This is a genomic window from Kitasatospora kazusensis, assembly GCF_039529945.1.
GTDB lineage: Bacteria > Actinomycetota > Actinomycetes > Streptomycetales > Streptomycetaceae > Kitasatospora > Kitasatospora kazusensis.
Genome location: NZ_BAAANT010000067.1, coordinates 1 through 24410 on the forward strand (window position 1 = coordinate 1; position 24410 = coordinate 24410).

The following is a 24410-nucleotide window of genomic DNA, read 5'->3' on the forward strand; positions in this document are numbered from 1 at the left end:
CGAACGCGCGGGCCAACGACTCGTCCCACTGGTCCGGCACCACGCCCCGGACGTCGTACGCCTTCACCAACTGCTTGAGGTCCCGCACTACCGCTCCCACCAGGATCTTCAGGTACTCGAACGAACGTGGGCAGCGTACCTGGCGCCAGGTGGACGGAAGTGAACCCCGGAGGTACGGCACCCGGGCGCGGGGGGACACCTTCCGGCCGGGGTTGTGGGACGGACCCGGCGGGAATTGTCAGACAGGCCCTAGTTGTCGGGTGAGCGGAGCACCCGCAGGTGGCCTCGCCGGCCGGCCTCGCCGGGGCCCGCCTCGGGCGGGCGGCCCTGACGGGGGGCACGGTCCTGCGGGCGGGCGGCCTCGCGGACGGCGTTGGCGAGGGCTTCGAGGTCGTCGCTGGAGCGGCGGACCGGGCCGACATCGGGGGCCAGGCGGACGACCTCCCAGCCCCGCGGGGCGGTGAGGCGCTCGGCGTGCTCGGCGCACAGGTCGTAACAGTGCGGTTCGGCGTAGGTCGCGAGCGGGCCGAGGACGGCCGTCGAGTCCGCGTAGACGTACGTCAGCGTCGCGACGGCCGGTCGGCCGCACGCGGTCCGCGAACAACGACGTACAGAGCTCACGAGGGTGGACGGTACCGCACTACCGGCCGGGCCGCGAAGACCTGGCCCCCGGCAAGTGTCACGTGTCGTCGGCACGGGGGTGTCGAGATGCTGTCAGGATGGTCCACTTCCGGGTCCACAAGGGCTACGCTCGACACTGATATGGACAGCTCTGCACACCGATCACCCACGGATCCCCCGCAGCGGCGAGGGCATCGGGACCGCCACGGGCGTGGCCTGCGCGGGCCGCTGGCACCGCCTCAGGTCCCGATCTCGCTGACCCGCTCCGAGCTGTTCGACGACTACGTGCGCGAGTCGGTGGAACGCCTGGAGCGGCGCTGGCCGCAGCTGGTGGACGTGGAGTTCGCCGTCCAGGAGGTGCCGCTCCCCGAGCGGGGCGCGGCCGATCCGGAGAGCATCCCGCTCGGCCGGCTGATCCCGGCCAAGCAGGGCGGCAAGAGCCGGATCGTGGTCTACCGCCGCCCGGTGGAGATCCGGGCCAAGGCCCGGGAGGACCGGGCCGCGCTGGTCCACGAGATCCTGATCGAGCAGGTGGCCGACCTGCTCGGGCTCTCGCCCGACGCGATCGATCCCCGGTTCGACGAGGAGTGACGAGGGGTCACGGGGCCGGGCGGGGCGGCGGGGCCGCTTCCTGATCCGCCCCGCGCCCGTCCGCCCGGGCCGGCCCTGCCCGCCCGGGCCCCCGGCCCGTCCGCGCCGCGCTACGGCCGGATCAGGACGCCCGGGTCCTGGTCCGCCCGCGGGACCTGGACGGTGCTGTGGTCGTCCCGGAAGGCCTGGACGGTGAACATCGGGATGTTGTTGACGTTCACCGCGAGCATCCGGGCCGCCACCACCGGGCCGCCGGAGACCGTCTCGACGGTGAGGCCGAAGACGCCGTTCAGCCCGGCCGGCTCGGGGACCTGCATGCCGACCGTCGCACCGGCCGGGACGTCGACGTCCTTGGTCGCCGGGGTGCCGCCGCCGCTGCCCGCGGACACCGACACCCGGACCTTGGCCGCCGCCCCGCTGGAGGTCAGGTAGAGCGTGCCGACGCCGCCGCCGCGGTTCTCCGCGAGGCTCGCCCGCTGCCCGATCGGCGCGCTGCCGCTGATCCAGGCCGCGTCCGACCTGCCGTTCTGGCTGCGGTCGACCCGGAGCGCGGCGACGACCGGGGTCTGGTGCGCCGGGTCGGTCGGGGTCAGCCGTACGGCGCCGACCTCGCCCCGCGCGACCGGCAGCTGGCCGGCCACCTGGAGGTCGGTGGCGGCGACCATGCCCGCCTTGACGTGGATGGTCTCGTGCCCGGCCGGGGTGAACCAGCCGTTCTTGCCGGAGATCTGGATCTTCAGGTCGGCGTCGTCGTCCCCGGGGGCGGCGACCACCAGGCGCGCGGACGAGGTGTCGGCCGGCAGGCCGGGCAGCACCACCGAGGCGGTCGGATCCACCGAGGGCGCGATCCAGTCGGCGCCCTTGGTGCCGTCCACGGCGTGCACCGCCGCGCCGACCCGGCCGCTGCGGGCGATCACGTGCAGGGCCAGATCGTTGACGTTGGAGGCGAAGGTCGGCAGCCGCAGGTCCTGTGAGGTGCCGGCCGGGAGGGTGATGCCGTTGGCGGCGTCGTTGTCGATCGGGCCGTTCGGGCCGTACAGCTTGAGGTCCACCACCGCCGGGGCGCTGTCGGCGTTGACCAGGCTCACGTAGTCGACCCGGTCGCCCGCCGTGCTGACGCCGGAGAACCAGAAGCTGGTGCCGGACGGCGCGCAGTTGATCCCGGACATGCCGACGCCCGACTGGTCGGTGACCGTGGTGGTCTGGGTGACGCTGAAGCCCGGGGCGTACCCGCCGGTGGCGACGGCCGCGCTGCCCGGGGCGTTGTCGTTGTTGGCCGCCGGTCCGGTGGCCGGGACACCGGGCTTGGTGAGGACCACCTTGGCGTCGCTGGGCGCTCCCCCGGACGCCCCGGTGGGCGTGCCGGCGGGCGTGCCTCCCGATGTGGGCGAGGCCGCACCGGAGGGGGCCGCCCCGGACGGCGCGGGCGCGGCAGGCGCGGACGCTGACGCTGACGGCGCGGGCGCGGCCGGGGGCGGTGCGACGTCGGACAGGTAGGCCGAGCCGCCGGTGGCCTTCGCCCCGGCCGGGCTGAACAGGGTCAGCGAGGTGCTGCCGGTGAGGCCCTGGAGCGGCTGCGGGCAGACCAGTGAGGTGCGCTCGACCTGCGCGGTGGTGGCCGCCCCCGTCCCGGCGGCGGCCGCCGGGGTGAGCGGCGGGCGCAGCTCGGCGATGCCGAACACCGCGGCGAGCACCACGGCGGCGGCCAGCAGGGACTGGCCGGTCCGGGTACCGCCGCCGGTCAGCGCGGCCGCCCGGAAGGACGGCCGCCCGGCCCGGGGCTCGGCGCCGGACCCGTCGGACAGCACCTCGAACGGCTCGGTGAACGGCTCGGCGCCGGGCTCGGTGCCGGGCTCGGTACGGGACGTCTTCAGCTTGGGTGCCTTGAGGCTGGGCTTCTTCATGAGGGCGGGTCAGCTCCCCGATCCGTTGTGGTGCGGGTGACCGCCGTTGCCGTACGTGCCGTCCGGGTCCTGCGGGTCGTAGTACTGCTCGGGCTGCTGCTGGGCCGCGTACGGGTCGTAGTACGGCTCGGGCTGCTGCCCGCCGTACTGCTGGGCGTACGGGTCCGCGTACTGCTCCTGGTAGGGCTGCTGCTGCGCGTACGGGTCGGCGTACTGCTGCTGGCCGTACTGGCCCTCGACGGGCTGCTGCTGGGCCGCGTACGGGTCCCAGGTGTACTGCTCCTGGGTGTACTGGTCCTGCGTGTACTGGTCCTGCGCGTACTGCTCCTGGTACGGGTCGGCGGCGGCGTAGGCGGGCTCGGCCTCGGGTTCGGCGGCGGCCTGCTGCGGGACGGTGCCCGCGTACACGCCGGCCTCGGGTTCGCCGGGCTCGCCCTCGCCCTCGGCGCGTTCGGCCATCCGGCGGGCCCGGCGGCTGCCCGGGAGCGGGGCCTGCGCCTGCGCCTGGGCGGCGGCGGCCAGCGCGGCTGCGGCGACCACCTCCTCGGGCAGGTCGTCGTCGTTGTGGTTGCGGCGGCCGGGCAGGGCGAGCACCAGGACGGTGACGCCGAGCAGCAGCTGCAGGCAGATCCAGCCGGTGTGCAGCAGGCTGCCGGACCGGGTGACCACCAGGTGTCCGCCGGTGGCGGGGAGCTCGAAGCCCTGGGCCCAGCCGTCGACCGGGTCGGTGGCCTTGAGCGCGGTGCCGTCCAGGGTGGCCTGCCAGTCCGGGTCGGCGCTCTCGGCCAGGCGCAGCACGCGCCCCGCCGGACCGGCCGCGACGGTGGTGTCGATGGTGTCGACGCCGGAGGGCACCGGAACCGGGACGCCCTTGGCCGCGGTGATCACCGCTCGGGTCGCCGGGAGGCCGGTGACCTGCCAGAGGGCGACGCCGTTCTCCTGGTTGAGCTTGGTCAGGCCCGGGGTGGTGTCCAGGACGTCGGCGACCTTGCCGATCATCGGGTCCTTGACCTCGACGTAGCCGACTCCGTAGCCGGCCAGGTTCTTGGCCTGCTCGCCGCCGGAGCCCGCGAGCAGGCCGCCGACCAGCTTGGTGAGGCCGCTCTGCGCGGTGTCCGAGCCGTCCACCGTGCCCTCGGCCTGGCCGAGGGTCAGGCCGGCGCCGCGGACCAGCGTGTAGCGGACGTCGGTGGCGGCGGCGTCGCCGGTCAGCACCAGGGTGCGGGGGCGGCCGTTGGTGCCGGCCTCCTCCGCGATGAAGGCGGGGACCTGGGCGTCGGCGGTGCGGCGCAGCGGGCCGTCCGCTCCGGTGGCGGCCCACCAGACGGCGGTGCCGAGCGGGGCGAGGACGGCGCTGGCCACGATCAGGGCGGCGATCGGCTGGCGCCAGCCGAACGCGATCCCGGCGACCCGGGCGTTGGCGCCGTCGGCGCCGATCGCGGCGGCGGCGAGCAGCGCGACACCGGCCAGCAGCGTCGCGGGCCCGGCCCAGGCCGCGACGGCGGCGCCGCCGGAGGCCGGGGTGACGCCGGTGCCCGCGACGGCCACGCTGAAGAGCAGCCCGGCACCGGCGGCGCCCCAGGCGGCGAGCACCGCGCGGCGGCGGTCGGCGCGCAGCAGGGCGGCCAGCGCGGCCAGCACGACACCTGCGGAGAGCCAGACCGGCGGGACGCCGGAGCCGCCGGGGTTGACCAGCAGCAGCCCGAGCGAGCTCGCGCCGGAGCCGCTGAAGCCGGGCAGGCCGGCCTCCAGCAGCAGCCGGGACGGGTGTGCCAGCACCCCGAGCGACCAGGGTGCGAGCACCAGGACCGGGATGCCGAGGATCACCAGCACCCGCAGCCCGAGCAGGCGCAGTGCGGTCGTGCCGGAGCCGAAGGCGCCGCCGCGCAGCACCGCGTGCCCGAGGGCGGCGAGCGAGAGCGGCACGGCGATGGCCCAGGTGAGCGGGACGAACGCGGTGCTGACCGTGAGCATCAGGACCGCCATCCAGGTGCTCCGCCAGCCGGGGCGGGCGCCTCGGGCGGCGGTCTCCTTGCGGATGCCCAGACCGGCGGTGACGGCGGCGGCGCGGGCCAGCGGCGGGAGCAGCACGGCCAGCACGGCGGTGCCGATCCGCCCCTCGGCGAGTGCACCGGCCGTGGCGGGCAGCAGGGCGTAGGTGGCGCTGGCCCAGGCCCGGACGATCTTGGACTGGATCAGCGGGCGGGAGACCAGGTAGGCGCTGACGGCCGCGAGCGGGATCGAGAGCACCAGCAGCAGCGTGACCGCGAGGTCCGCGTGGTCGAACAGCAGCCAGGAGAGCACCGAGAGCACCGCGAGGTACGGCGGCGAGGCGGCGGTGGAGCCGGTGCCGACGGGGTGCCAGCTGCTCGCGTACATGGTCCAGAGGCCGCCCGCGCCGTCGGAGGCGGGCAGCAGGGCGCCGCCGAGCAGGCTGCCGCTGCCGAGCAGGTTGCGGCAGGCGATCAGGGCGAAGACCAGCAGGGCGGTGAAGAGCAGCGGCGCCGGACGCCGGGCGAGCTTCTTGAGCAGCGCGAACTGCTCGACCACCAGGTCGTCGGCGTCGTCGTCGCCGGGGCCCGACTCGGCGGTGCCGTGGCGGCCGGCACCGGACTCGTCGCCGCCGCCGCCGATGCCGAGCGCGCCGATGGCCTGCTCGACGGCGAGCCGGGTGGTGGCGCCGGGGGCGGGGAAGAGCGTGCGGTCGTCGAGCGCGTCACCGCTGCGGGTCCGGGCCCGGCGTTTGCGGGCGAGCAGGATGCGCGGCAGCCGGACGAGCTCGTGCCCGAGGCCGGCCAGTTCGTCGAAGGCCTGGCGCGGGTCCTTGCCGATCAGGTCGCCGACGACCCGCACCAGGGTGCCGAGCACCAGCCGGAGCAGGACGTACGGGAAGAGCAGGCCCCTGGAGTTGGCGAGCAGCGTGAAGACGGCACCGGCCTTGTCCACCCGGTGCGGGTGGGCGGCGCCGCAGTCGATGGAGCGGCGCTCGCGGCTGGCGGCCTCGGCATGCCGGAGCACGGCGTCGGGGGCGACCACGACGCGGTGGCCGGCGGCGTTCACCCGCCAGCAGAAGTCGGTGTCGTCCCGCATCAGCGGCAGCGCCGGGTCGAAGCCGCCGAGTTCCTCGAAGACGTCGCGGCGGACCAGCATGCCGGCGGTGGAGACGGCGAGCACCGGGCGGACCTGGTCGTGCTGGCCCTGGTCCTGCTCGCGGCGGTCCAGCCCCGTCCAGCGGCGGCCCGAGCGGGCGATCGTGACGCCGACCTCCAGGAGCTGGCGGCGGTCGTACCAGCTGCGCAGCTTGGGACCGACCACGGCGGCGCTGGGGGTGGAGTCGGCGACCTGGAGCAGGCGGCGCAGCGCGTCGGTCTGCGGCTCGCAGTCGTCGTGCAGCAGCCAGAGCCACTCGATCGGCTGAGTTTCGCGCGGACCGCCCTGGCCGAGGTCGTGCTCGGCGCCGAGCGGGTCGCCGAAGTCGTCCCAGCCGCCGGTGACCGGGTCGTAGCCGGAGGGGTCGAGGCTGTACGGGAGGTCCTCGGGGCGCAGCGGCGGGCTGCTCTGGACGGCCTGCGCGACGGCGGTGCCGAAGCCGGCCCGGCGGCCGAGGACCATCGGGCCGGACGGCGGCAGCCAGTCCCCGAGCGCGTCCTGGAGCAGTTGGGGCGAGGCGTCGGTGGAGCCGGTGTCCACCGCGAGGACGCGCTGCACCTGCCGGTCCTGGCCGAGCAGGCCTGCCAGGGCCTGCGGGAGCCAGCGGGCACCGTCGTGCGAGACGATCACCGCCGTGACGAGGTGACGCGGGTACGCGGGCGGCCTGGCAGCGGAGAAACCGCTCTGGTGGCTGTGGACAGTCATCGAGTGCGCAGGCCCCAGGTTTCGGTAGATGCAACCGGTGGATGCAGCCGGTGGCTTCAGGTGTGGTCGGCAGTCCTGATGCGAGGCATCCGGATGGCGCACCACACTAACGGCTCTGGGTGGACGCGGCGCTCGCGGAGTCCGTGCAGAGGGCGGGGGGCCTTGGTGAGGGGCCTGCGCGACGGGGGTCGACGGGGAGGTGGCGGGACCCGGCGCGGGGCGGGTCCGTCCGGGCCCGGGCCGGGCCCGGACATGCGAAAGCGCCTCACCGTCCTGGTGAGGCGCTGGCACAACTGCGGTGGGTGGAGCCGGTCAGACGGCGCTCTTCTTGAGACGGCGGCGCTCCCGCTCGGAGAGGCCTCCCCAGATGCCGAAACGCTCGTCGTTGGCCAGCGCGTACTCAAGGCACTCGGACCGGACCTCGCAGGCGAGGCAGACCTTCTTGGCCTCGCGGGTGGAGCCGCCCTTCTCCGGGAAGAAGGACTCGGGGTCGGTCTGGGCGCACAGTGCGCGCTCCTGCCAACCGAGCTCCTCTTCCTCCTCCTCGATGCCCTCACCGATCAACAGCTCAAAGAGCTCGCTCATTTGGCGCGCCTCCTCTGCCCCTTGTGGCATCCCCGTGGTGTTGCCGTTGCCGGGAGCGGCGGAACGACACGAGTGAAATTACATGTGCGTCACTCTGGCTCAGTCAAGCCGAGCTCTGGTATTGGGCCGAGGATTCACTCCCCGGAACCAAGGCGCTACGATAAGTTTACATATCCGGACATTTAGCATTTTCGGCCCCGATCCGGGCTCAAACGTCCGCAACCACCCACCGGCTGACTTGCAGTCAACACGGACCACCGGAACCTGACCACCCCCCGAACGGGGGGACGTCGGAGAGCACCGGCCCGGTTGCCGGGTCATCGGGCTGCCTTCCCGGCGATCTTCACATTGAAACCTAGAGGGTGATTTATCACCCCATCCGGTGGTTCGTCGGTGATGTGACCCGAATGTCCCCCGGTTTGGGTTGACACTGCCACCCCTCTTGCGGTCTGCTTGCTCTCATGTCAGAGTTCGCCACCCACCGAAGCCGCCAGGTCGTGCTTCGTCGTGCCGTGAACTCGCTCTGTTGTCGCCTCTGTCGCTGTATCTAGGCGCTCGCGTCCCACCGCGCGCCGCCCAGCGAACATCGAGGCCGACCGCGCGACAGTCCCCCCTGAACTCCGCGGATCCGGCTGATCCCATACCCGCAGCCATCCGAGGACCTGTTCATGCGACTGCCCCGCATCCGTCGGCGCAACCGGGACCGCAGCAAGCTCGCCCGCCGAGTCGGCCCCGCCACCGCCCCCGTCACCGCCCCCGGCACACCCCACGTCACCCCACCGCGCCGGCCGTGGACCGACGGCCTGAGCGACGTCAGCATCGCCGGAGACCCGCTCGCCTTCCCGCACCTGACCCGCACCGACCTGCCGCAGCACCCCACCACCGTCGCCGGGTACGCGCGGCTGGTCCGCGAGATCGCCGCCGACACCGAGCGCTGGGCCCCGCTGGTCCGGTACGACGCGCTCACCCGCTGGTACTCCCGGCTGGAGACCGGCCCCGGCTACGAGGTCTGGCTGCTCAGCTGGCTGCCCGGCCAGAGCAGCGGCTTCCACGACCACGGCCGGTCCGCCGGCGTGATGACGGTCCTTCAGGGCGAACTCGTCGAACGCTCGCTCACCACCGCGGGCGACGACTCACGCACCCTGCGGCCCGGCGGACAACGGGTGTTCTCCTCCGGCTACCTGCACGAGGTCGTCAACGCGGCACTCGAACCCGCGGTCTCCATCCACCTCTACTCCCCCGGCCTGGTCGAGATGAACCAGTACGCGTCGGCCGTCCCGGAGTGGCAGCCCGAGTCCTTCTGACCCCCGGGGGAACTGCGCGACCCCTGGCGGGGCCCACCGTTCGGGAACGGGTTACCCCCAGGGGCGCGGGGAACTGCGCGACCAGGGCACAACGTCCGTGCACGGTTGCGCGCGCAGTTCCCCGCGCCCCTGATGTGGTTGCCCGTATGCCCACAGACCGGCCGCGCCCCTGCTGTGGTTACCGAGGTGCACACGGTTCCGCTGCGCCGCGCGCACACCGCGCCTGGCAGGATGGCCGCATGCGGATTGTGGCACTGGCAGGCGGAATCGGTGGGGCGCGTTTCCTGCGCGGCCTCAAGGACGTGACCGGGCCCGGGGACGAGATCACCGTCATCGGCAACACCGGCGACGACATCCACCTTTTCGGGCTCAAGGTCTGCCCCGACCTGGACACCCTGATGTACACCCTGGGCGGTGGCATCCACGAGGAGCAGGGCTGGGGCCGGGCGGACGAGACCTGGTCGATCAAGGGCGAGATGAAGGCGTACGGCGTCGGTCCCGAGTGGTTCGGGCTCGGCGACAAGGACTTCGCCACCCACATCGTGCGGACCCAGATGCTCGCCGCCGGCTACCCGCTGAGCGCCGTCACCGAGGCGCTCTGCGAGCGGTGGCAGCCCGGGGTCCGGCTGCTGCCGATGAGCGACGACCGGGTCGAGACGCATGTGCGGATCACCGACGAGTCCGGCACCCGGGCGGTGCACTTCCAGGAGTACTGGGTCAGGCTGCACGCGGCCGTGGACGCCGAGGCGATCATCCCGGTGGGCGCCGACACCGCGAAGCCCGCGCCGGGCGTGCTGGAGGCCATCGCGGCGGCGGACGTGATCCTGCTGCCGCCGTCCAACCCGGTGGTCAGCATCGGCACGGTCCTCGCCGTGCCCGGGATCCGGCAGGCCGTCGGCTCCGCCGCGGCGCCGGTCGTCGGCCTGTCGCCGATCATCGGCGGGTCGCCGGTGCGCGGTATGGCCGACAAGGTGCTCCAGGCGGTCGGCGTCGACACCACCGCCGAGGCCGTCGCACTGCACTACGGCAGAAAGGGAGCAGTGCGGAGCGCTTCGAACGAGGGTGGTGGTGGGCGACGGGCGGGCCTGCTCGACGGCTGGCTGGTGGACACCGCGGACGCGGCGTCGGTCGCGGCGGTGGAGGCCGCCGGGATCCCGTGCCGGGCCGTCCCGCTGCTGATGAGCGACCCCGAGGCGACCGCCGCGATGGCACGGGCGGCGCTGGATCTGGCCGAGCAGGTGCGGGCGTGAGCCTGGAGATCCTCCCGGTCACCGGCCTGCCCGAGATCGGGGCCGGGGCGGACCTCGCCGAGCTGATCGCCAAGGCCGGCGAGTTCGAGGACGGCGACATCCTGCTGGTCACCTCGAAGATCGTCAGCAAGGCGGAGGGCCGTCTGCTGCACGCCACCGACCGTGAGGCCGCGATCGACGCCGAGACCGTCCGGGTGGTCGCCCGGCGCGGGCCGGTCCGGATCGTCGAGAACCGGAACGGCCTGGTGATGGCCGCCGCCGGGGTCGACGCCTCCAACACCGCGCCCGGCACCGTCCTGCTGCTGCCCGAGGACCCCGACGCCTCGGCGCGCGCCCTGCGGGCCCGGCTCCGGCAGCTGACGGGCCGCCGGCTCGCGGTGGTCGTCACCGACACCTTCGGGCGCCCCTGGCGCAACGGGCTGACCGACGTCGCGATCGGCGCCGCCGGCCTGTCCGTCCTGGAGGACCACCGGGGCCGCACCGACAGCCACGGCAACGAGCTGGCGATGACCGTCACCGCGACCGCCGACGAACTGGCCGCCGCCGCCGACCTGGTGAAGGGCAAGGCCACCGGCACGCCGGTCGCCGTCGTCCGGGGCCTGCCGCAGCTGGTCACCGTGGAGGACGGCGAGGGCGCCCGGCCGCTGGTCCGGCCGGCCGCCGAGGACATGTTCCGGCTCGGCACCTCCGAGGCCGTCCGCGAGGCGGTGACGCTGCGGCGGACCATCCGGTCCTTCACCGCCGAGCCGGTCGACCCGGCCGCCGTCCGCCGGGCGGTCGCGGCGGCCGTCACCGCGCCCGCACCGCACCACACCACGCCCTGGCGGTTCGTCCTGCTGGAGTCCCCGGAGGTCCGGGAGCGGCTGCTCGACGCGATGCTGGAGGCCTGGCAGCGCGACCTGGCCGCACTCGACGGCTGGGACGAGGCGAAGATCGCCCGCCGGACCGCGCGCGGCAACGTGCTGCGGGACGCGCCCTACCTGGTCGTGCCGTGCCTGGTGATGGACGGTTCGCACGACTACCCGGACGAGCGCCGGGCGGCGGCCGAACGGGAGATGTTCACCGTCGCGATCGGGGCGGCCGTACAGAACCTGCTGGTCACACTGGCCGGGGAGGGGTACGGCTCCGCGTGGGTGTCCTCGACCATGTTCTGCCGGGACACCGTCCGAGCCGTCCTCGACCTGCCGGCGGGGTGGGACCCGATGGGCGCGGTGGCCGTGGGCCGGCCCGCCGAGGCTCCTCGCTCCCGCGAGGTCCGCGCGGCGGACGCTTTTATCGCCGTACGGTAAGAGACCCGAACGCGTACGGGTTCCCCGCGCCCCTGATCTGGTTACCCGATCCTGTCGGGTTACCGGTGGCGGTGGTCGTTCGGCGCCAGGCGCGGGCCGTAGCGCGGGGCGCGGGCGCCCGTGAGAGCGATCAGGCGGCAGACCCGGTAGCGGTGGCCGGCGTAGGGGGCGAGCAGGGCGAGCATCTGGGCGTCGTCGCTGCGGGGGCGGCCGGCCAGGGCCCAGCCGACCAGGTTGGGCAGGTGGTAGTCGCCGACCGAGACCGCGTCCGGGTCGCCGTTGCTGCGCTGGAGGGTCTCCGCCGCCGTCCAGGTGCCGATGCCGGGCACCGCGGTGAGGCGGGCGAACGCCTCGGTGTGCGGCAGCACGGAGGCCTCCTCCAGCCGGGCCGCCAGCCGGGCCGCGCGGACCACCGTCGCCGCGCGCTTCGGGTCCACGCCCGCGCGGTGCCACTCCCAGCTGGGGATCAGCGCCCACTCGCGGGCGGACGGCGGGACCCGCAGACCCTCGGCCGGACCCGGCGCGGGCGTACCGAAACCGCGCAGCAGGGTCCGCCAGGAGCCGTACGCCTCGCCGGTGGTGACCTTCTGCTCCAGGATCGCGGGGACCAGCGACTCCAGCACCAGCCCCGTCCGGCCGAGCCGCACCCCGGCGTGGGTGCGCTGGGCCTCCCGCAGCGGGCCCGGCGGCAGCACCAGCCCTGACGGGTCGTCGGCCGCGCCGAACAGCGCGGGCAGCCGCGCCAGCAGCCAGGCCGCCCCCGGCCCCCAGGCCTGCGCCTCCACCTCGCCCGCCCGGACGGCCACCCGGAGGGTGCCGGGCCCGGCGGGCGTGCGCGAGGCGCGCCAGAGCGAACCGTCCCCGGCTGTCCGGTAGGCGGGGTCGGCCGGGCCGCGCCGCAGCGGGAGCAGCGTCCGGGGCAGGTCGAGCGGGAAATCGGGCCGCCACCGCCGTACTTCGCCTGGCATCTGTCCTCACCGCCGCCCGCCGCGTGCCGTCCGGTGTGAACGATACGCGCGGGGTCAGCGCCCCTGGAGGTGGGCCGCCCAGCTGCGGATCCCGTCGAGCCGGCCGTACAGGGCCTCCCCCGGGCACTCGGTGTTGAAGGCGTCCCGGTGGCCGGAGACGGCGTTGAAGGTGACCGTCGTCCCCTTCCGGTAGCGGCTGCCGTCGGAGGCGGAGACCAGGGTGGTGGTGCCGGCCGCGTCGCGGCCGGTCAGGCCGAGCTTCCAGGCGGCAAGCTTGGCGATGCCGTCCACCTGGGCCTGCGGGACGGCGCCGGAGACGTAGGTGCCGAGCGCCGCGACACCGGCCGAGTCGGTGTTGAAGCCGAGGGTGTGGGCGCCGAGGACGGGTTGGGCGACCCCGCCGGCCCGGCCCTCGTAGATCGTGCCGCACTTGTCGACCAGGAAGTTGTAGCCCAGGTCGCGCCAGCCGTTGCTCTTCACGTGGTACTGGTAGATCGCCCGGATGATCTTCGGGGCGTCGGCGCAGGCGTAGTCGTTGGTGGTGTCGGTGTGGTGCACGAAGACCACCCGGACCGGGCCGGTGTACTGGAAGTCCGGCTCGCGCAGCGTCTCGTCCGCGCCCCAGCCCGAGCGGGTGACGATGCCCGGGCGCGGGCCCTCCCCCGCCCGTGCCCGGGCGGCGGCGGGGGCCGGATCGGCACCCGGGTCGACGAGTTCGGCGCGCAGCCCGGCGGGCAGCGGGCGGCCGCCGGTGGCGGCGCGGACGGCGACACCGTCGCTGGGGCCGACCCAGAGCGGGGCGGTGGCGCCCCTGCCCCGGCCCCCGCTCCCGCTCCCGCCCCCGCCCCCGCCCTCCGGCGAGTCGGTGTCCGGGCGGTCCTCCTCGTCGGTGGCCAGCGTCCGCCAGTCGCTCCACCGGCCGGTGGCGGTGGAGCGGGTCCGCACCTCCACGGTAGCGGCCGGTGCCGCCCCGGGGTCGTCCCAGCTGACGCCGACCAGGGCGAAGCCGCCGGTGCCACGCGGTGCCAGCTCGGCGCCCTGCACCGCGCCGCGCCGGGCGGCGGTCAGCGGCAGGACCGTGACACCACCCGCCGGCGGACGGGCCGAGGCGGCGGGAACGGACAGGACGGCGGCGGTCGTGGCGACCGCGACGGAGACGGCGAGCAGAGAGAAGCGCATAAATATGACATTGCGGCCAAAATCTTTCTGACGCCACGCCAGTTCTCAGCTGCCGCCTCCCCTCCCGGGGTCGAGCCCGGAGGTCGTAGGCTGGACCGCACCATGACTGCGCCTTTCGCTGCCGACGCCCGCACCCCCGCCGAGCTGCTGCACGCATACCTGCGCGCGGGGGCCTCCGATGCGGATCCCTCACGTCCCCTGGTCACGTTCTACGACGACGCGACCGGCGAGAGAGTCGAACTCTCCGCCAAGACCTTCGACAACTGGGTCGCCAAGACCGCCAATCTGATCCAGGACGAACTCAACGCAGGCCCCGAGGACCGGGCCGCCCTGCTCCTCCCCGCCCACTGGCAGAGCGCCGTCTGGCTGCTCGCCTGCTGGTCGGTGGGGGTCGTGGCACTGCCCGGCGGCGATCCGGCCGACGCCGACCTGGTGGTCAGCGGGCCGGAGGGGCTGGAGTCCGCCCACGCCTGCTCCGGCGAACGGGTGGCCCTGGCGCTGCGCCCGCTGGGCGGCCGCTTCCCGCAGCGCCCGGACGGCTTCCTGGACTACGCCGCCGAGGTCCCCGGCCAGGGCGACCGGTTCGCGCCGTACTCCCCCGTCGACCCGCTCTCGCTCGCCCTGGAGACCACGATCGACGGACTGCCGCTGAAGCTGACGGGCGAACAGACCGTCCAGCTCGCCCGCGAGGGCGCGCTGCGGCTCGGCCTCGGCACGGGCAGCCGGGTGCTCAGCACCCTCTCGTACGACGACTGGTCCGGTCTGGAGGCCGGGCTGCTGGCTCCGCTGGCCGCCGGCGCCTCGGTGGTGCTCTGCCGGAACTCCGGCGGGCTGACGGAGGAGCAGTGGGAGAAGCGGATCGAGTCCGAACGGGTGACTGTACGGCTGAGCTGAACCGGACCGGGCCGTCCCGGGGGTAGGGATGCCCCTCATGGCCGAGGACGATGACCAGAGCGCGCGCCCCCCGACCTCCCGAGGCGGGGGGCGCCGCAGGTTCCTGCGGATCGCGGTCTGCGCGCTCGCGCTGGTGCTGGTCGCCGGGGGTGCGCTGGCCTGGTACGGCTACCACCGGCTGGACGGCAACATCAGGACGGACACCGCCACCGGCGCCCTGCTGAAGCAGGCCGAGTCCGAGCGGCCGAGCCGCAGCCCGGCGGCCGGGAACGCCGAGAACATCCTGCTGATCGGCAGCGACGACCGCAGCGGCCCGAACGCCGCGTACGGGAACTCCGGCGGCGAGCCGACGAACGCGCGCTCGGACACCGCGATCCTGCTGCACCTGGCCGCCGACCGTCGGCACGCCACGGCCGTCAGCATCCCGCGCGACGCGATGGTGAACGTGCCCGGGTGCGTCCTGCCGGACGGTACCCGCTCACAGGCGGGGCTGATGCAGTTCAACTGGGCCTTCGAACTGGGCGGCGCGGCCTGCTCGATCCGGACGCTGGAGCAGCTCAGCGGGATCCGGGTGGACCACCATCTGATCCTGGACTTCACCGGCTTCAAGAAGATGGTGGACGCGGTGGGCGGCGTGCAGGTCTGCGTACCGCAGCCGATCCACGACCGGGACGCTCAGCTGGACCTGCCAGCCGGGCGGCAGACCCTGAACGGCGAGCAGGCCCTCGGCTACGTCCGGGTCCGCGAGTCGCTCGGCGACGGCAGCGACACCCAGCGGATGGGGCGTCAACAGCAGTTCCTCGCCGCACTCATGCGCAAGGTGCAGTCGGACGGGGTGCTGCTCAACCCGGTCAGGCTGTGGCCCCTGCTGAACGCCGCGACCTCCGCGATCACGGCGGACCAGGGCCTGAGCAGCCTCGGCGCGCTCTACGACCTGGCGCAGGAGCTGCGCTCGATGCCGACCGGGAACCTGGCCCTGCTGACCGCCCCGCGCCGCCCGTACCCGGCCGACCCGAACCGGGACCAGCTGGTGCAGCCGCAGACCGACCGGCTCTTCGCGGCGCTGCGCGCGGACCAGGTGGTCGCGGTGGCACCGACCGTCCCGCCGGTCCCGGCATCGCCGACCCCGGCCACCTCGGCCGGATCGACCGGATCGGCTGCTGCCGCCGGCGCATCCGCATCGGCCTCCGACAGCCCGAACCCGGCTGCGAACCCGGCGGTGGGTCCGACCTTCGAAGGCCGGACCGCGACACAGGACGCCTGCCCGGCAGGCTGAACACCGGAGCGTTGGACTCCCGTTGTCCAGACGTTCTGATGATGTAACGAATTCTGAGTCTTCCCGTGATGTCCGGTAGGTTCCGGACAGCGGCCGACGGGGGCCCGATCACGAGAGGCGGCGGAACCGCGATGACCGATGACGTCGAACCGATATCCGGCGGCCAGTCCGAGACCGGCTCCCAACAGCTGCCGGGCGGACGGGCCGCGGGGCGCCGGGCGGGGAACGGCGGGGCAGCCGGACGCGGCAACCGCCGCAAGCGGAAGACGGGCTGGAAGCGCTGGCTGAAACCGGTCGCCATCACGCTGGGGCTCACGCTGGTGGCGGGCTGCGGAGCGGCGTACCTGTACTACCAGCACCTGAACGGCAACATCCAGGCCGGCACCAACAACCTCAGCGACGCGCACGGTGTCAAGACCGCGCCGAACGCCGCCGGGCAGACCCCGCTGAACATCCTGATGATCGGCACCGACAGCCGGGGCTCCGCCGCCAACGTCGCCCTCGGCGGCGACTCGGCCGACTCCAACCGCCCCGGGCTGGCCGACGTCCAGATGCTGCTGCACATCTCCGCCGACCGCAGCAACGCCTCGATGGTCAGCATCCCGCGTGACGTCATGATCGACATGCCGGCCTGCCACAGCGAGGACGGCAAGCAGAACTACCCCGCCCAGAAGTACGTCCAGATCAACGAGGCGCTCGCCCGCGGCGGCCCCGGCTGCGTGGTCGGCGCCTGGATCGGGCTCACCGGGCTGGAGATCGACCACTACATGATGGTCGACTTCGCGGGGGTCGTCAGCATGGCGGACGCGATCGGCGGCGTGCCGGTCTGCGTCAACATGAACATGTACGACCGGCAGGTCCCCGGCGTCGGCGGCACCGGCCTCAAGCTCCCCAAGGGCACCACGTCCATCAAGGGCGAGCAGGCCCTGCAGTGGCTGCGCACCCGGGACGCCTGGGGCTCCGACATCGGTCGCACCGAGGCCCAGCACATGTACCTCAGCTCGATGATGCGCCAGCTGAAGAACAGCGGTTCGCTCACCGACCCGGGCCGGCTGATGTCACTGGCGGAGGCCGCCACCAAGGCACTCAGCGTGGACAAGCCGATCGCCGACCTGACGAAGCTCTACGACCTCGGCAACGACCTGAAGGCCGTGCCCACCGACCGGACCACCACGCTGACCGTCCCGGTGATCGAGGACCCGAAGAACCCGAAGGCCCGCCTGCTGCTCGACAAGCCCCAGACCGACCCGATCTGGAAGATGCTGCTCGCCGACACCCCGCTGGACGGCAAGGCCGGCAAGGGCGGCGCCTCGTCCTCCGTCTCCCCCTCGGCGAGTGCCGGGGCGACGGCCGCCGCACCCATCCGGGAGCTGGCCAAGGAGGAGGTCGCCGTCACCGTCCAGAACGGCACCACCACCCCGAACCGGGCCGCCGACGTCAAGAACGCGCTGATCGACGCCGGCTTCACCCGGGCGGTCACCCTGCCCGGCAACGGCACGAGCGCCACCGACACCGTGCTGACCTACGGCAGCGCCGAGCTCGCCCAGGCCCAGGCGGTGGCCGCCGCGCTCGGCCTGCCGAGCAGCGCGCTCAAGGAGTCGGGCAGCAGCCGGACGCTCGCACTCGTGATCGGCGCCGACTGGTCCAGCGGGACGACCTACCCCGCCTCGGGCTCCGCCGGCTCATCGGCGAGCCCCGGCGGCAAGGCGTCCGCGGCGCCGACCGCCCTGCCGAAGTCGGTCGGGGCCGACACCGCGGACAACGAGAAGAGCTGCATGAAGGTCAACCCGCAGGGGCACATCTACACCTACTGACCGAGGGTCAGGAGGCCGTCGGCCTCGACGTACTCCTCGCCGGTGCGCGGGCAGCGCCACCGCCCGCCACCGGCGTCCTCCAACGGCTCGCCGGCCCGTCCGACCCACTTGATCCGCCGGGCCGGGACACCGGCCACCAGCGCGAAGTCGGGCACGTCACGGTGGACCACCGCGCCGGCCGCGACCAGGGCCCAACGCCCGACCGTCACCCCCGCGACCAGCACCGCACGGCCGCCGATCGAACAGCCCTCGCGCAGGGTCACCCCCCGCGCGTGCCAGTCGTCGCCGCGCTTGAGCCTGCCGTCGACGTCGACCGAACGCGGGTAGAGGTCGTTGGTCAGCACGGCCGCCGGGCCGATGAAGACGCCGTCCTCGACGACGGCGGGCTCGTAGACCAGGGCGTGGTTCTGCAGCTTCACCCGGTCACCGATCCGCACGCCCGGCCCGACGTAGGCGCCGCGCCCGATGATGCAGTCCACGCCTATCTCGGCGTCCTCCCGCACCTGGGCCAGGTGCCATACCGTGCTCCCGGCCCCGATCACGGCCCGTTCGTCGACATCGGCGGTCGGCTCGACCCGGGCTGACACTGCCTCAGAAATCCCCATGGCGCCGAAGATAGCGGCCGGGGCCCGGGCCGGGAGGTGTTACGGCCTACTTGGCCTCGGGCGCCGAAGTGCTCCGCGTCGCGGCCATCGGCTTAGGGGCGGCACTGGCGATCACCCGGCGGGCGAGCGAGCGCGGCGAGGTGAGGAAGCCGAAGCCCCAGCTCAGGTGCATGGTGGCGAGCGCCAACGGCAGCTGGATCCGGGCCTTCGCCGACAGCCCGCGCCCCTCGACCACCGAACCGCCGAGGATGCCCAGCAGGTACCCGCCCGGCAGCACGAAGAAGGCGGGGTGCACGGCGGCACCGAGCACCAACCCGGTCAGCACACCGGCCAGCGCGGCGGGCGGGGCCAGGTAGCGCAGGTTGACCGAACCGCGGTGGTAGCGGGTGACCACCCGGCGCCAGCGGCCGTAGTCCTTGTACTGCTTCGCGAGGGCGCGCACGCTGGGCCGGGGCCGGTAGGTCACCTTCAGCTGCGGGGTGAACCAGATCAGGCCGCCGTCCTGGCGGATCCGGTAGTTCAGCTCCCAGTCCTGGGCGCGGATGAACTCCTCGTTGTAGCCGCCCTGCTTCTCCAGCACCTCGCGGCGGAAGACACCGAGGTAGACGGTGTCCGCCGGGGCGGCCAGGCCGCCGGTGTGGAAGGCCGCGTTGCCGACACCGATCTTGGAGGTCATGGCCGCCGCGACGGCCTTCTCCCACTCGGTCTCGCCCTCGGCGTGCATGATGCCGCCGACGTTGGCCGCCTCCATCTCGCCGAGCAGCCGGACGGCCGTGGTGATGTAGCCGGGGGTCAGCAGGCCGTGGCCGTCGACCCGGACCACTATCGGGTGGCTGGAGCCGCGGATGGCCGCGTTCAGCCCGGCCGGTGTGCGCCCGGTCGGGTTCGCCACCGTACGGACCCTCGGGTCCTCGGCGGTCAGCTCGGCGGCGATCGCGTCCGTCCGGTCCGTGGACGGACCGAGCGCGATCACCACCTCCATGTCGCCGGCGTACTCCTGTTCCAGGATGTGCCGGACGGCGGCGCGCAGGTGACGTTCCTCGTTGAGCACCGGCATGATCACGGAGACCGCCGGCAGCTCCTCAGCAGCCTTGATGTTCATCGAGGCCACCGTACCGGCGGCCGCCGTACGTTGTCAGGTCCGGGTTGCCCTCGTATGCGTCCTCCCGGCGGCAACCTGGTGTCGACTCTGTGCAGATCCCGGTGCCGGCGGGCGCGGGCGGCCCGCGGCGGGGCGGCCGACCGGCCCGGAGGGAGCGTACGGGCTGGGGCCGGTACCGGGCGGGACAGGCACGAAAGGCGGCAGAGCGGGGCGGGCAGGACAGACGGACCGGCCGTGGCGGGCAGGGCGAGCAGGACGGGCAGGACGGGCACCGAGCGGACGCGGCGGAGGCCGGGCGCTGGGTGCGCCCGGCCTCCGCCGCGTTCTCGGTACCGGTCGTCAGTCCGTCGCGATGGCCGCGAGGACGTTCATCCGGCCCGCCCGGAAGGCGGGGAGGAGGGCTGCCAGCAGGCCGACCAGGGCCGAGGCCAGCAGGATCACCACGATGGTGCCGGTCGGGATGGTCAGGATGGCGAGCCCCTGCCCGGAGAGCACCCGCTGGGCGGTGATGCCCCAGGCGAGGCCGAGGCCGGTGCCGAGCAGCGCGCCGAACACGGCGATCACCACGGACTCCAGCCGGATCATCCGGCGCAGCTGGCGCCGGGAGAGCCCGATCGCCCGCAGCAGGCCGATCTCGCGGGTCCGCTCGACCACCGAGAGGGCCAGGGTGTTGACCACACCGAGCACGGCGACCACGATCGCCAGGCCGAGCAGGCCGTAGATCATGTAGAGCAGGGTGTTGACCTGGCTCTGGATGATCTCCTTGTAGCCGGCCTGGTCCTTCACCGTGAGCTGCGGGTACGCCTGGAGCGAGTCCTGGAGGGCGGTGAGCACCTTGGCCTTGTCCGAGCCGTCCGCCGCCTTGCCGAAGACCGCCACGTCGCCGGGCAGCTCGGTGGCCGGAACGGCCTTGGCCACGGTGTCGACGGCGGCGTAGAAGTGGCCGTCGAAGAGCGAGTTGCCCGTGGCGGTGACGACGCCGACCTGGAGGCTCTGCTTGCGGCCGTGGGCGTACTCGATCGTCACCTGGTCGCCGACAGCGAGGTGGTGCTTGGTCGCGAACGCCTCGTCGACCGAGAGGGCGCCGTTGGTGACGGCATCGGCCGAACCGGTCTTGACCGGCAGTCGGAAGTCGGCGGTGAAGGTCTCCGAGACCGCCGACACGGCGTTCTCGGTGGTGGCGCCGTCCGGGGTGGTGAGGATGGCGGGGACGACCTTCTGCTCCGTCAGGTGTGCCAGGCCGGCCGTGGACTTGGCCGCCGTCACCATCGCCGGGGTGAGCAGGGACCGGCCGGCGGTGACGATGTAGTCGGCGCCGACGGACTTGTCGATCTGCGAGCTCGTCGAGCTGACCATGGACGAGGTGAACACCGAGGCCCCGGTGACCAGTGCCAGGCCGATCATCAGTGCCGCGGCGGTGGCGCCCGTCCGGCGGGGGTTGCGCATCGCGTTGCGCTGGGCCAGCCTGCCGGACGGACCGAAGAGCTTCGGCAGCGCGGCGCCGAGCAGCCGGACCACGGTGGTGGCGAGCAGCGGGCCGAGCACCACGAAGCCGATCAGGCTGAGCACCACGCCGTACCCGAGGTAGGCACCGCCGGTGGCCGCCTTGTCCGCGCCCGCCGCGGCGAGCAGCAGCGCACCGCCGCCGAGCGTGAGCACCAGGCCGACGACTGCGCGGATGCGGTTGGCCCTGGCCTCGGCGGGTGTGCCGTGGTCGCGCAGGGCCGCCATCGGGGAGATCCGCCCGGCCCGGCGGGCCGGGATCCAGGCCGCGAGGACGGTGATCACGATGCCGACCGCGTACGCGGCGACCGGGACCGACCAGCCGATCTCCAGGGAGGCCCCGGTGAGGTTCATCCCGACGGCCTTCATCAGCTGGATCAACAGCATCGCGAGGCCGAGACCGGCCCCGAGGCCGAGCGTGGAGCCGAGCACCCCGAGGATGAGCGCCTCGACCAGCACCGAGCGGTTGACCTGGCTGCGGCTGCCGCCGATGGCGCGCAGCAGCCCGATCTCGCGGGTGCGCTGGGCGACCAGCATCGAGAAGGTGTTGATGATCAGGAAGCCGCCGACCAGCAGCGAGATGCCGGCGAAGCCGAGCATGGCGTACTTCATGAAGTCGAGGAAGGACCCGACGCCCTTGGCGTTGTCGGCCTTCTGCTCCTCCCCGGTCTTCACCTGGAACCCGGAGCCGAGGGCGCCCAGCGCGGCGGCCTTGAGCTGCTCGTTGCTCCGGCTGCCGTCGCCGTAGGTCTCGACGGAGGTGTACGCGGTGGTGCCGAGCAGCATCCGCTGGGCCGTCGCGGTGTCGACGAAGGCGAGGGCCGCGCCGGGGTTGGTGGTCTTGAAGGTGGCGATGCCGGAGATGGCGAAGTCGTAGCTGCCGCTGTCGGTGATCACCCGCAGGCCGCTGCCGAGGCCGAGGCCGGCCTTCTTGGCGGTGTCGGCGTCCAGCACGATGTCGTGGGAGCCCTGCGGGAGGTGGCCGGAGCTGATGTCCAGCGACTTGCGCGGGGTGTCGACCCAGTTGCCGGTGATGGTCGGGGCGCCGCTGGTCGGGCCGACCTGCTTGTTGGTGGCGGGGTTGACCAGGGTGGCGTCCGGGCTGAAGACCTCGCCGACGGCGGACTTGACGCCCGGGAGGGCGGCGATCTTCTGGACGGTGCCGATCGGGAGGGTGGCGGGCTTGCCGGGCTCGCCGGAGTCCTTGGTGACCTTGTCCTGCTGCGGCTGGACGGAGATGTCGGAGGCGGTGGTGGCGAACAGCTTGTCGAAGGTGCCGGTGGCGGTGTTGGAGAACACCAGTGTCCCGGAGACGAAGGCGACCGACAGCACGATGGCCATCAGGGAGAGCATCATCCGGCCCTTGTGGGCGAAGAAGCTCCGTAGTGAGGTCTTGAGCAGCATCGGATCCCGCCCCGTCAGCTGGTGCGCTTGCCGTCGAAACGGCGCATGCGTTCGAGGACGGAGTCGGCGGTCGGCGCGTGCATCTCGTCGACTATGACGCCGTCGGCGAGGAAGAGCACGCGGTCGGCGTAGGAGGCGGCGACCGGGTCGTGGGTGACCATCACCATCGTCTGCCCCAGCTCGTCGACCGAGCGGCGCAGGAAGGTGAGCACCTCGGCGCCGGAGCGGGAGTCGAGGTTGCCGGTGGGCTCGTCCCCGAAGATGATCTCGGGCCGGGCCGCCAGCGCCCGGGCCACCGCGACGCGCTGCTGCTGACCGCCGGAGAGCTGGGTCGGACGGTGCTTCAGCCGGTCGGCCAGGCCGACCGTGGTGACCACCTGGTCGAGCCAGCCGGCGTCCGGCTTGCGGCCGGCGATGTCCATCGGCAGCGTGATGTTCTCCAGCGCGTTGAGCGTGGGGAGCAGGTTGAACGCCTGGAAGATGAACCCGATCTTGTCCCGGCGGAGCCGGGTGAGCTGCTTGTCCTTCAGCCCGGTGATCTCGGTGTCACCGATCCAGATCCGGCCCTCGGAGACGGTGTCGAGGCCTGCCAGGCAGTGCATCAGCGTCGACTTGCCGGAGCCGGACGGCCCCATGATCGCTGTGAAACGGCCGCGCTGGATGTCGACGTCGACCGCGTCGAGCGCGGTGACCCTGGTCTCCCCCGCGCCGTACGCCTTGGTCACCTGCCGCGCGGAGGCGGCCGTGGCGGCCTGGCCGCCGGGAAGCTGTGGGTCCTGCACGGCTGTCGCTGCCGTCGTCACTGGAGTCTCCTAGGATCTGTGTTCCACCCGTTACCCCAGAGCCTGGCGGATCCCCCGTGTCCCCCGACATGGTGCAGGCTTCCGTCTTCGACCTGGAGCTGGCCCCACCCCCGAACGGCTGAACCGGCGAGTTCGCCGGTCCGGAGCGGTGAGGTAAGGACCACGTTAGGAGAACCCCGACGACAGGTCGTCATCCGCCGGGAGGAACCGCAGCGACGGGAGATGTACGGGGTCGGGGCCCCTCCCCCTAGGGGTTCCCGACGCCCGTCTCGGGGTAGCGCCGGGTCAGCGCACGACGGCGAGCTCGGCGCGGTGCTCCAGGGCGGCCGCGAAGCCGTCCACCACCGGCGCGAGCAGCACGTCCGACTCACGCTCGACGGTCGTCCGGCCGTCCTCGGCGACCCCGATGTGCCGGTCCAGGACGAACCACCCCTGGGTCACGTGCCGGGCCCCCATCGAGGAGAGCACCGGGCGCAGCGCGTAGTCCACCGCGAGCACGTGCGCGGTGGAGCCGCCGGTGGCGAGCGGCAGCACCGCCTTGCCCGCCAGGGCGTACTGCGGCAGCACGTCGAGCAGGGTCTTCAGCAGACCCGAGTACGCGGCCTTGTAGACCGGGGTGCCGATCACCACGCCGTCCGCCTGCTGGAAGAGGTCGAGGGCGCGGGCCAGTTCGGGGTGCGAGGTGTCGCCGGCCAGCAGCGCCTCGGCCGGCAGGGTGCGGACCTCCAGCGGGACCACCCGGTGGCCGAGCGCGGCCAGCCGGGCGTCCACGTGCCGGAGCAGGCGGGTGGTGCGGGAGGTGGGTGACGGGGAACCGGAGACGGAGAGCACGGTGGCCATGGAGTTCACCTCGGGGCAGGGCGGCGCCGGGCAGCGGCACCGCACGGAGAAGGAGCGGCCGACGGCGGGGCACGGTGACGACCGGCCGCGGCGCGGCGTGCGGGGAGGAGCGGGCGAACGGGAGAACGGGTGGCGAGCGGTCAGCCACGACACAGCGAGCAGGACACACGCAGCAGGTCGACGTACCGCCGACGCGTGAGAGTCCATCGCTGTTCCATGAGAAGCATGCAAACACGCCCTGTTCGGGGCGGTCAAGGTTGGTTCCGGGCGGTGAACATTCGGCGGAACCATCCGATCAGTGCATCAAAACGGCTACAAGGCCCCTCCCGAGCGGTCGGCGGTCGCTACGGGCGGCCGGTTTCGGGCATCCTTCCCCACATGAACACGTGGCAGGAGGGCCGCCCGAGCGGCGGCGGCAGCTCTTACGGTCAGGGCGGTCGGGGCGGTCAGGGCAGCGGCGGCGGGTACCCGGGGGCCGGCGGCGCCGAGCCGCCGCTGCCGCCCGGGCTGAACCCGCGCGGTCCGGGCGCCCCGGCGCCCCGGCGCCCGTCCACTCCCCCGCAGCAGCGGCAGCAGCAGCCGGGCGCTCCGGGCCGGCCGCCGCAGGGCACCGGCCGGCCGGG

General features: G+C 73.5%; 18 protein-coding genes and 1 pseudogene. 8 read left to right on the forward strand and 11 right to left on the reverse strand.

Features of this window, described 5'->3' with window-relative positions:
* Positions 1-249: 249 nt before the first annotated feature.
* A complete protein-coding gene (locus tag ABD330_RS30340; protein WP_344469508.1) occupies positions 250-696 on the reverse strand; it encodes a DUF3499 domain-containing protein in 447 nt (148 codons plus the stop codon).
* 66 nt (positions 697-762) lie between these two features.
* Between ABD330_RS30340 and ABD330_RS30345 the strand changes: the two genes are divergently transcribed.
* Entirely contained in the window at positions 763-1212 is a 450-nt protein-coding gene (locus tag ABD330_RS30345) for a metallopeptidase family protein (protein WP_344469509.1), read from the forward strand.
* Between the two features lie 110 nt (positions 1213-1322).
* Here the strand turns inward: ABD330_RS30345 and ABD330_RS30350 are convergent, their stop codons facing one another.
* From ABD330_RS30350 to ABD330_RS30360, 3 genes are all read right to left on the reverse strand, one after another.
* A complete protein-coding gene (locus ABD330_RS30350; RefSeq protein WP_344469510.1) occupies positions 1323-3116 on the reverse strand; it encodes a DUF5719 family protein in 1794 nt (597 codons plus the stop codon).
* Between the two features lie 9 nt (positions 3117-3125).
* On the reverse strand, positions 3126-6971 hold the full coding sequence (locus ABD330_RS30355; protein WP_344469511.1) for a glycosyltransferase: 3846 nt from the start codon (positions 6969-6971) through the stop codon (positions 3126-3128).
* Positions 6972-7283: 312 nt separating this feature from the next.
* Positions 7284-7556 carry a WhiB family transcriptional regulator gene (locus ABD330_RS30360; protein ID WP_104816397.1) on the reverse strand — a complete coding sequence of 91 codons (273 nt, stop codon included), beginning with the start codon at positions 7554-7556 and terminating at the stop codon, positions 7284-7286.
* Between the two features lie 668 nt (positions 7557-8224).
* On the opposite strand from ABD330_RS30360, the gene ABD330_RS30365 reads away from it, so the two are divergent.
* The 3 genes from ABD330_RS30365 to ABD330_RS30375 all read left to right on the forward strand — a co-directional run bounded on the left by ABD330_RS30365 (position 8225) and on the right by ABD330_RS30375 (position 11399).
* Entirely contained in the window at positions 8225-8860 is a 636-nt protein-coding gene (locus tag ABD330_RS30365; RefSeq protein WP_344469512.1) for a cysteine dioxygenase, read from the forward strand.
* Between the two features lie 239 nt (positions 8861-9099).
* The gene (gene cofD / locus ABD330_RS30370; RefSeq protein WP_344469513.1) at positions 9100-10110 is read left to right on the forward strand and encodes a 2-phospho-L-lactate transferase; all 1011 of its coding nucleotides are present in this window, start codon (positions 9100-9102) and stop codon (positions 10108-10110) included.
* Positions 10107-11399: a coenzyme F420-0:L-glutamate ligase gene (locus ABD330_RS30375; protein ID WP_344469514.1), complete on the forward strand. Its 1293-nt coding sequence runs from the start codon at positions 10107-10109 to the stop codon at positions 11397-11399. The genes cofD and ABD330_RS30375 overlap by 4 nt, the downstream gene beginning before the upstream one ends.
* 59 nt (positions 11400-11458) lie before the next feature.
* On the opposite strand, the gene ABD330_RS30380 is transcribed toward ABD330_RS30375, so the two are convergent.
* Positions 11459-12367, reverse strand: coding sequence for a DNA-3-methyladenine glycosylase family protein (locus ABD330_RS30380; RefSeq protein ID WP_344469515.1), 909 nt, complete (start codon positions 12365-12367; stop codon positions 11459-11461).
* Between the two features lie 54 nt (positions 12368-12421).
* Positions 12422-13546: a peptidoglycan recognition protein family protein gene (locus tag ABD330_RS30385; RefSeq protein WP_344469516.1), complete on the reverse strand. Its 1125-nt coding sequence runs from the start codon at positions 13544-13546 to the stop codon at positions 12422-12424.
* A gap of 102 nt (positions 13547-13648) precedes the next feature.
* On the opposite strand from ABD330_RS30385, the gene ABD330_RS30390 reads away from it, so the two are divergent.
* From ABD330_RS30390 to ABD330_RS30400, 3 genes are all read left to right on the forward strand, one after another.
* The gene (locus ABD330_RS30390; protein WP_344469517.1) at positions 13649-14440 is read left to right on the forward strand and encodes a TIGR03089 family protein; all 792 of its coding nucleotides are present in this window, start codon (positions 13649-13651) and stop codon (positions 14438-14440) included.
* Between the two features lie 37 nt (positions 14441-14477).
* On the forward strand, positions 14478-15716 hold the full coding sequence (locus tag ABD330_RS30395) for an LCP family protein (protein WP_344469518.1): 1239 nt from the start codon (positions 14478-14480) through the stop codon (positions 15714-15716).
* Between the two features lie 131 nt (positions 15717-15847).
* Positions 15848-17530, forward strand: a complete 1683-nt coding sequence (locus ABD330_RS30400; RefSeq protein ID WP_344469519.1) for an LCP family protein — start codon at positions 15848-15850, stop codon at positions 17528-17530.
* Here ABD330_RS30400 and ABD330_RS30405 read toward each other — a convergent pair.
* From ABD330_RS30405 to ssuE, 5 genes are all read right to left on the reverse strand, one after another.
* Positions 17524-18135 carry an acyltransferase gene (locus ABD330_RS30405; RefSeq protein ID WP_425555696.1) on the reverse strand — a complete coding sequence of 204 codons (612 nt, stop codon included), beginning with the start codon at positions 18133-18135 and terminating at the stop codon, positions 17524-17526. The two genes, ABD330_RS30400 and ABD330_RS30405, sit on opposite strands and share 7 nt — an antisense overlap.
* 46 nt (positions 18136-18181) lie before the next feature.
* On the reverse strand, positions 18182-19237 hold the full coding sequence (locus ABD330_RS30410; RefSeq protein WP_344469520.1) for a glycosyltransferase family 2 protein: 1056 nt from the start codon (positions 19235-19237) through the stop codon (positions 18182-18184).
* Positions 19238-19576: 339 nt separating this feature from the next.
* Positions 19577-22144, reverse strand: coding sequence for an ABC transporter permease (locus ABD330_RS30415; RefSeq protein ID WP_344469521.1), 2568 nt, complete (start codon positions 22142-22144; stop codon positions 19577-19579).
* 14 nt (positions 22145-22158) lie between these two features.
* Entirely contained in the window at positions 22159-22947 is a 789-nt protein-coding gene (locus tag ABD330_RS30420; RefSeq protein ID WP_425555697.1) for an ABC transporter ATP-binding protein, read from the reverse strand.
* Between the two features lie 285 nt (positions 22948-23232).
* Positions 23233-23787 carry an NADPH-dependent FMN reductase gene (ssuE, locus tag ABD330_RS30425; protein ID WP_344469522.1) on the reverse strand — a complete coding sequence of 185 codons (555 nt, stop codon included), beginning with the start codon at positions 23785-23787 and terminating at the stop codon, positions 23233-23235.
* A gap of 378 nt (positions 23788-24165) precedes the next feature.
* Between ssuE and ABD330_RS30430 the strand changes: the two are divergent.
* Positions 24166-24410, forward strand: a pseudogene (locus ABD330_RS30430) (hypothetical protein); the annotation flags it as partial.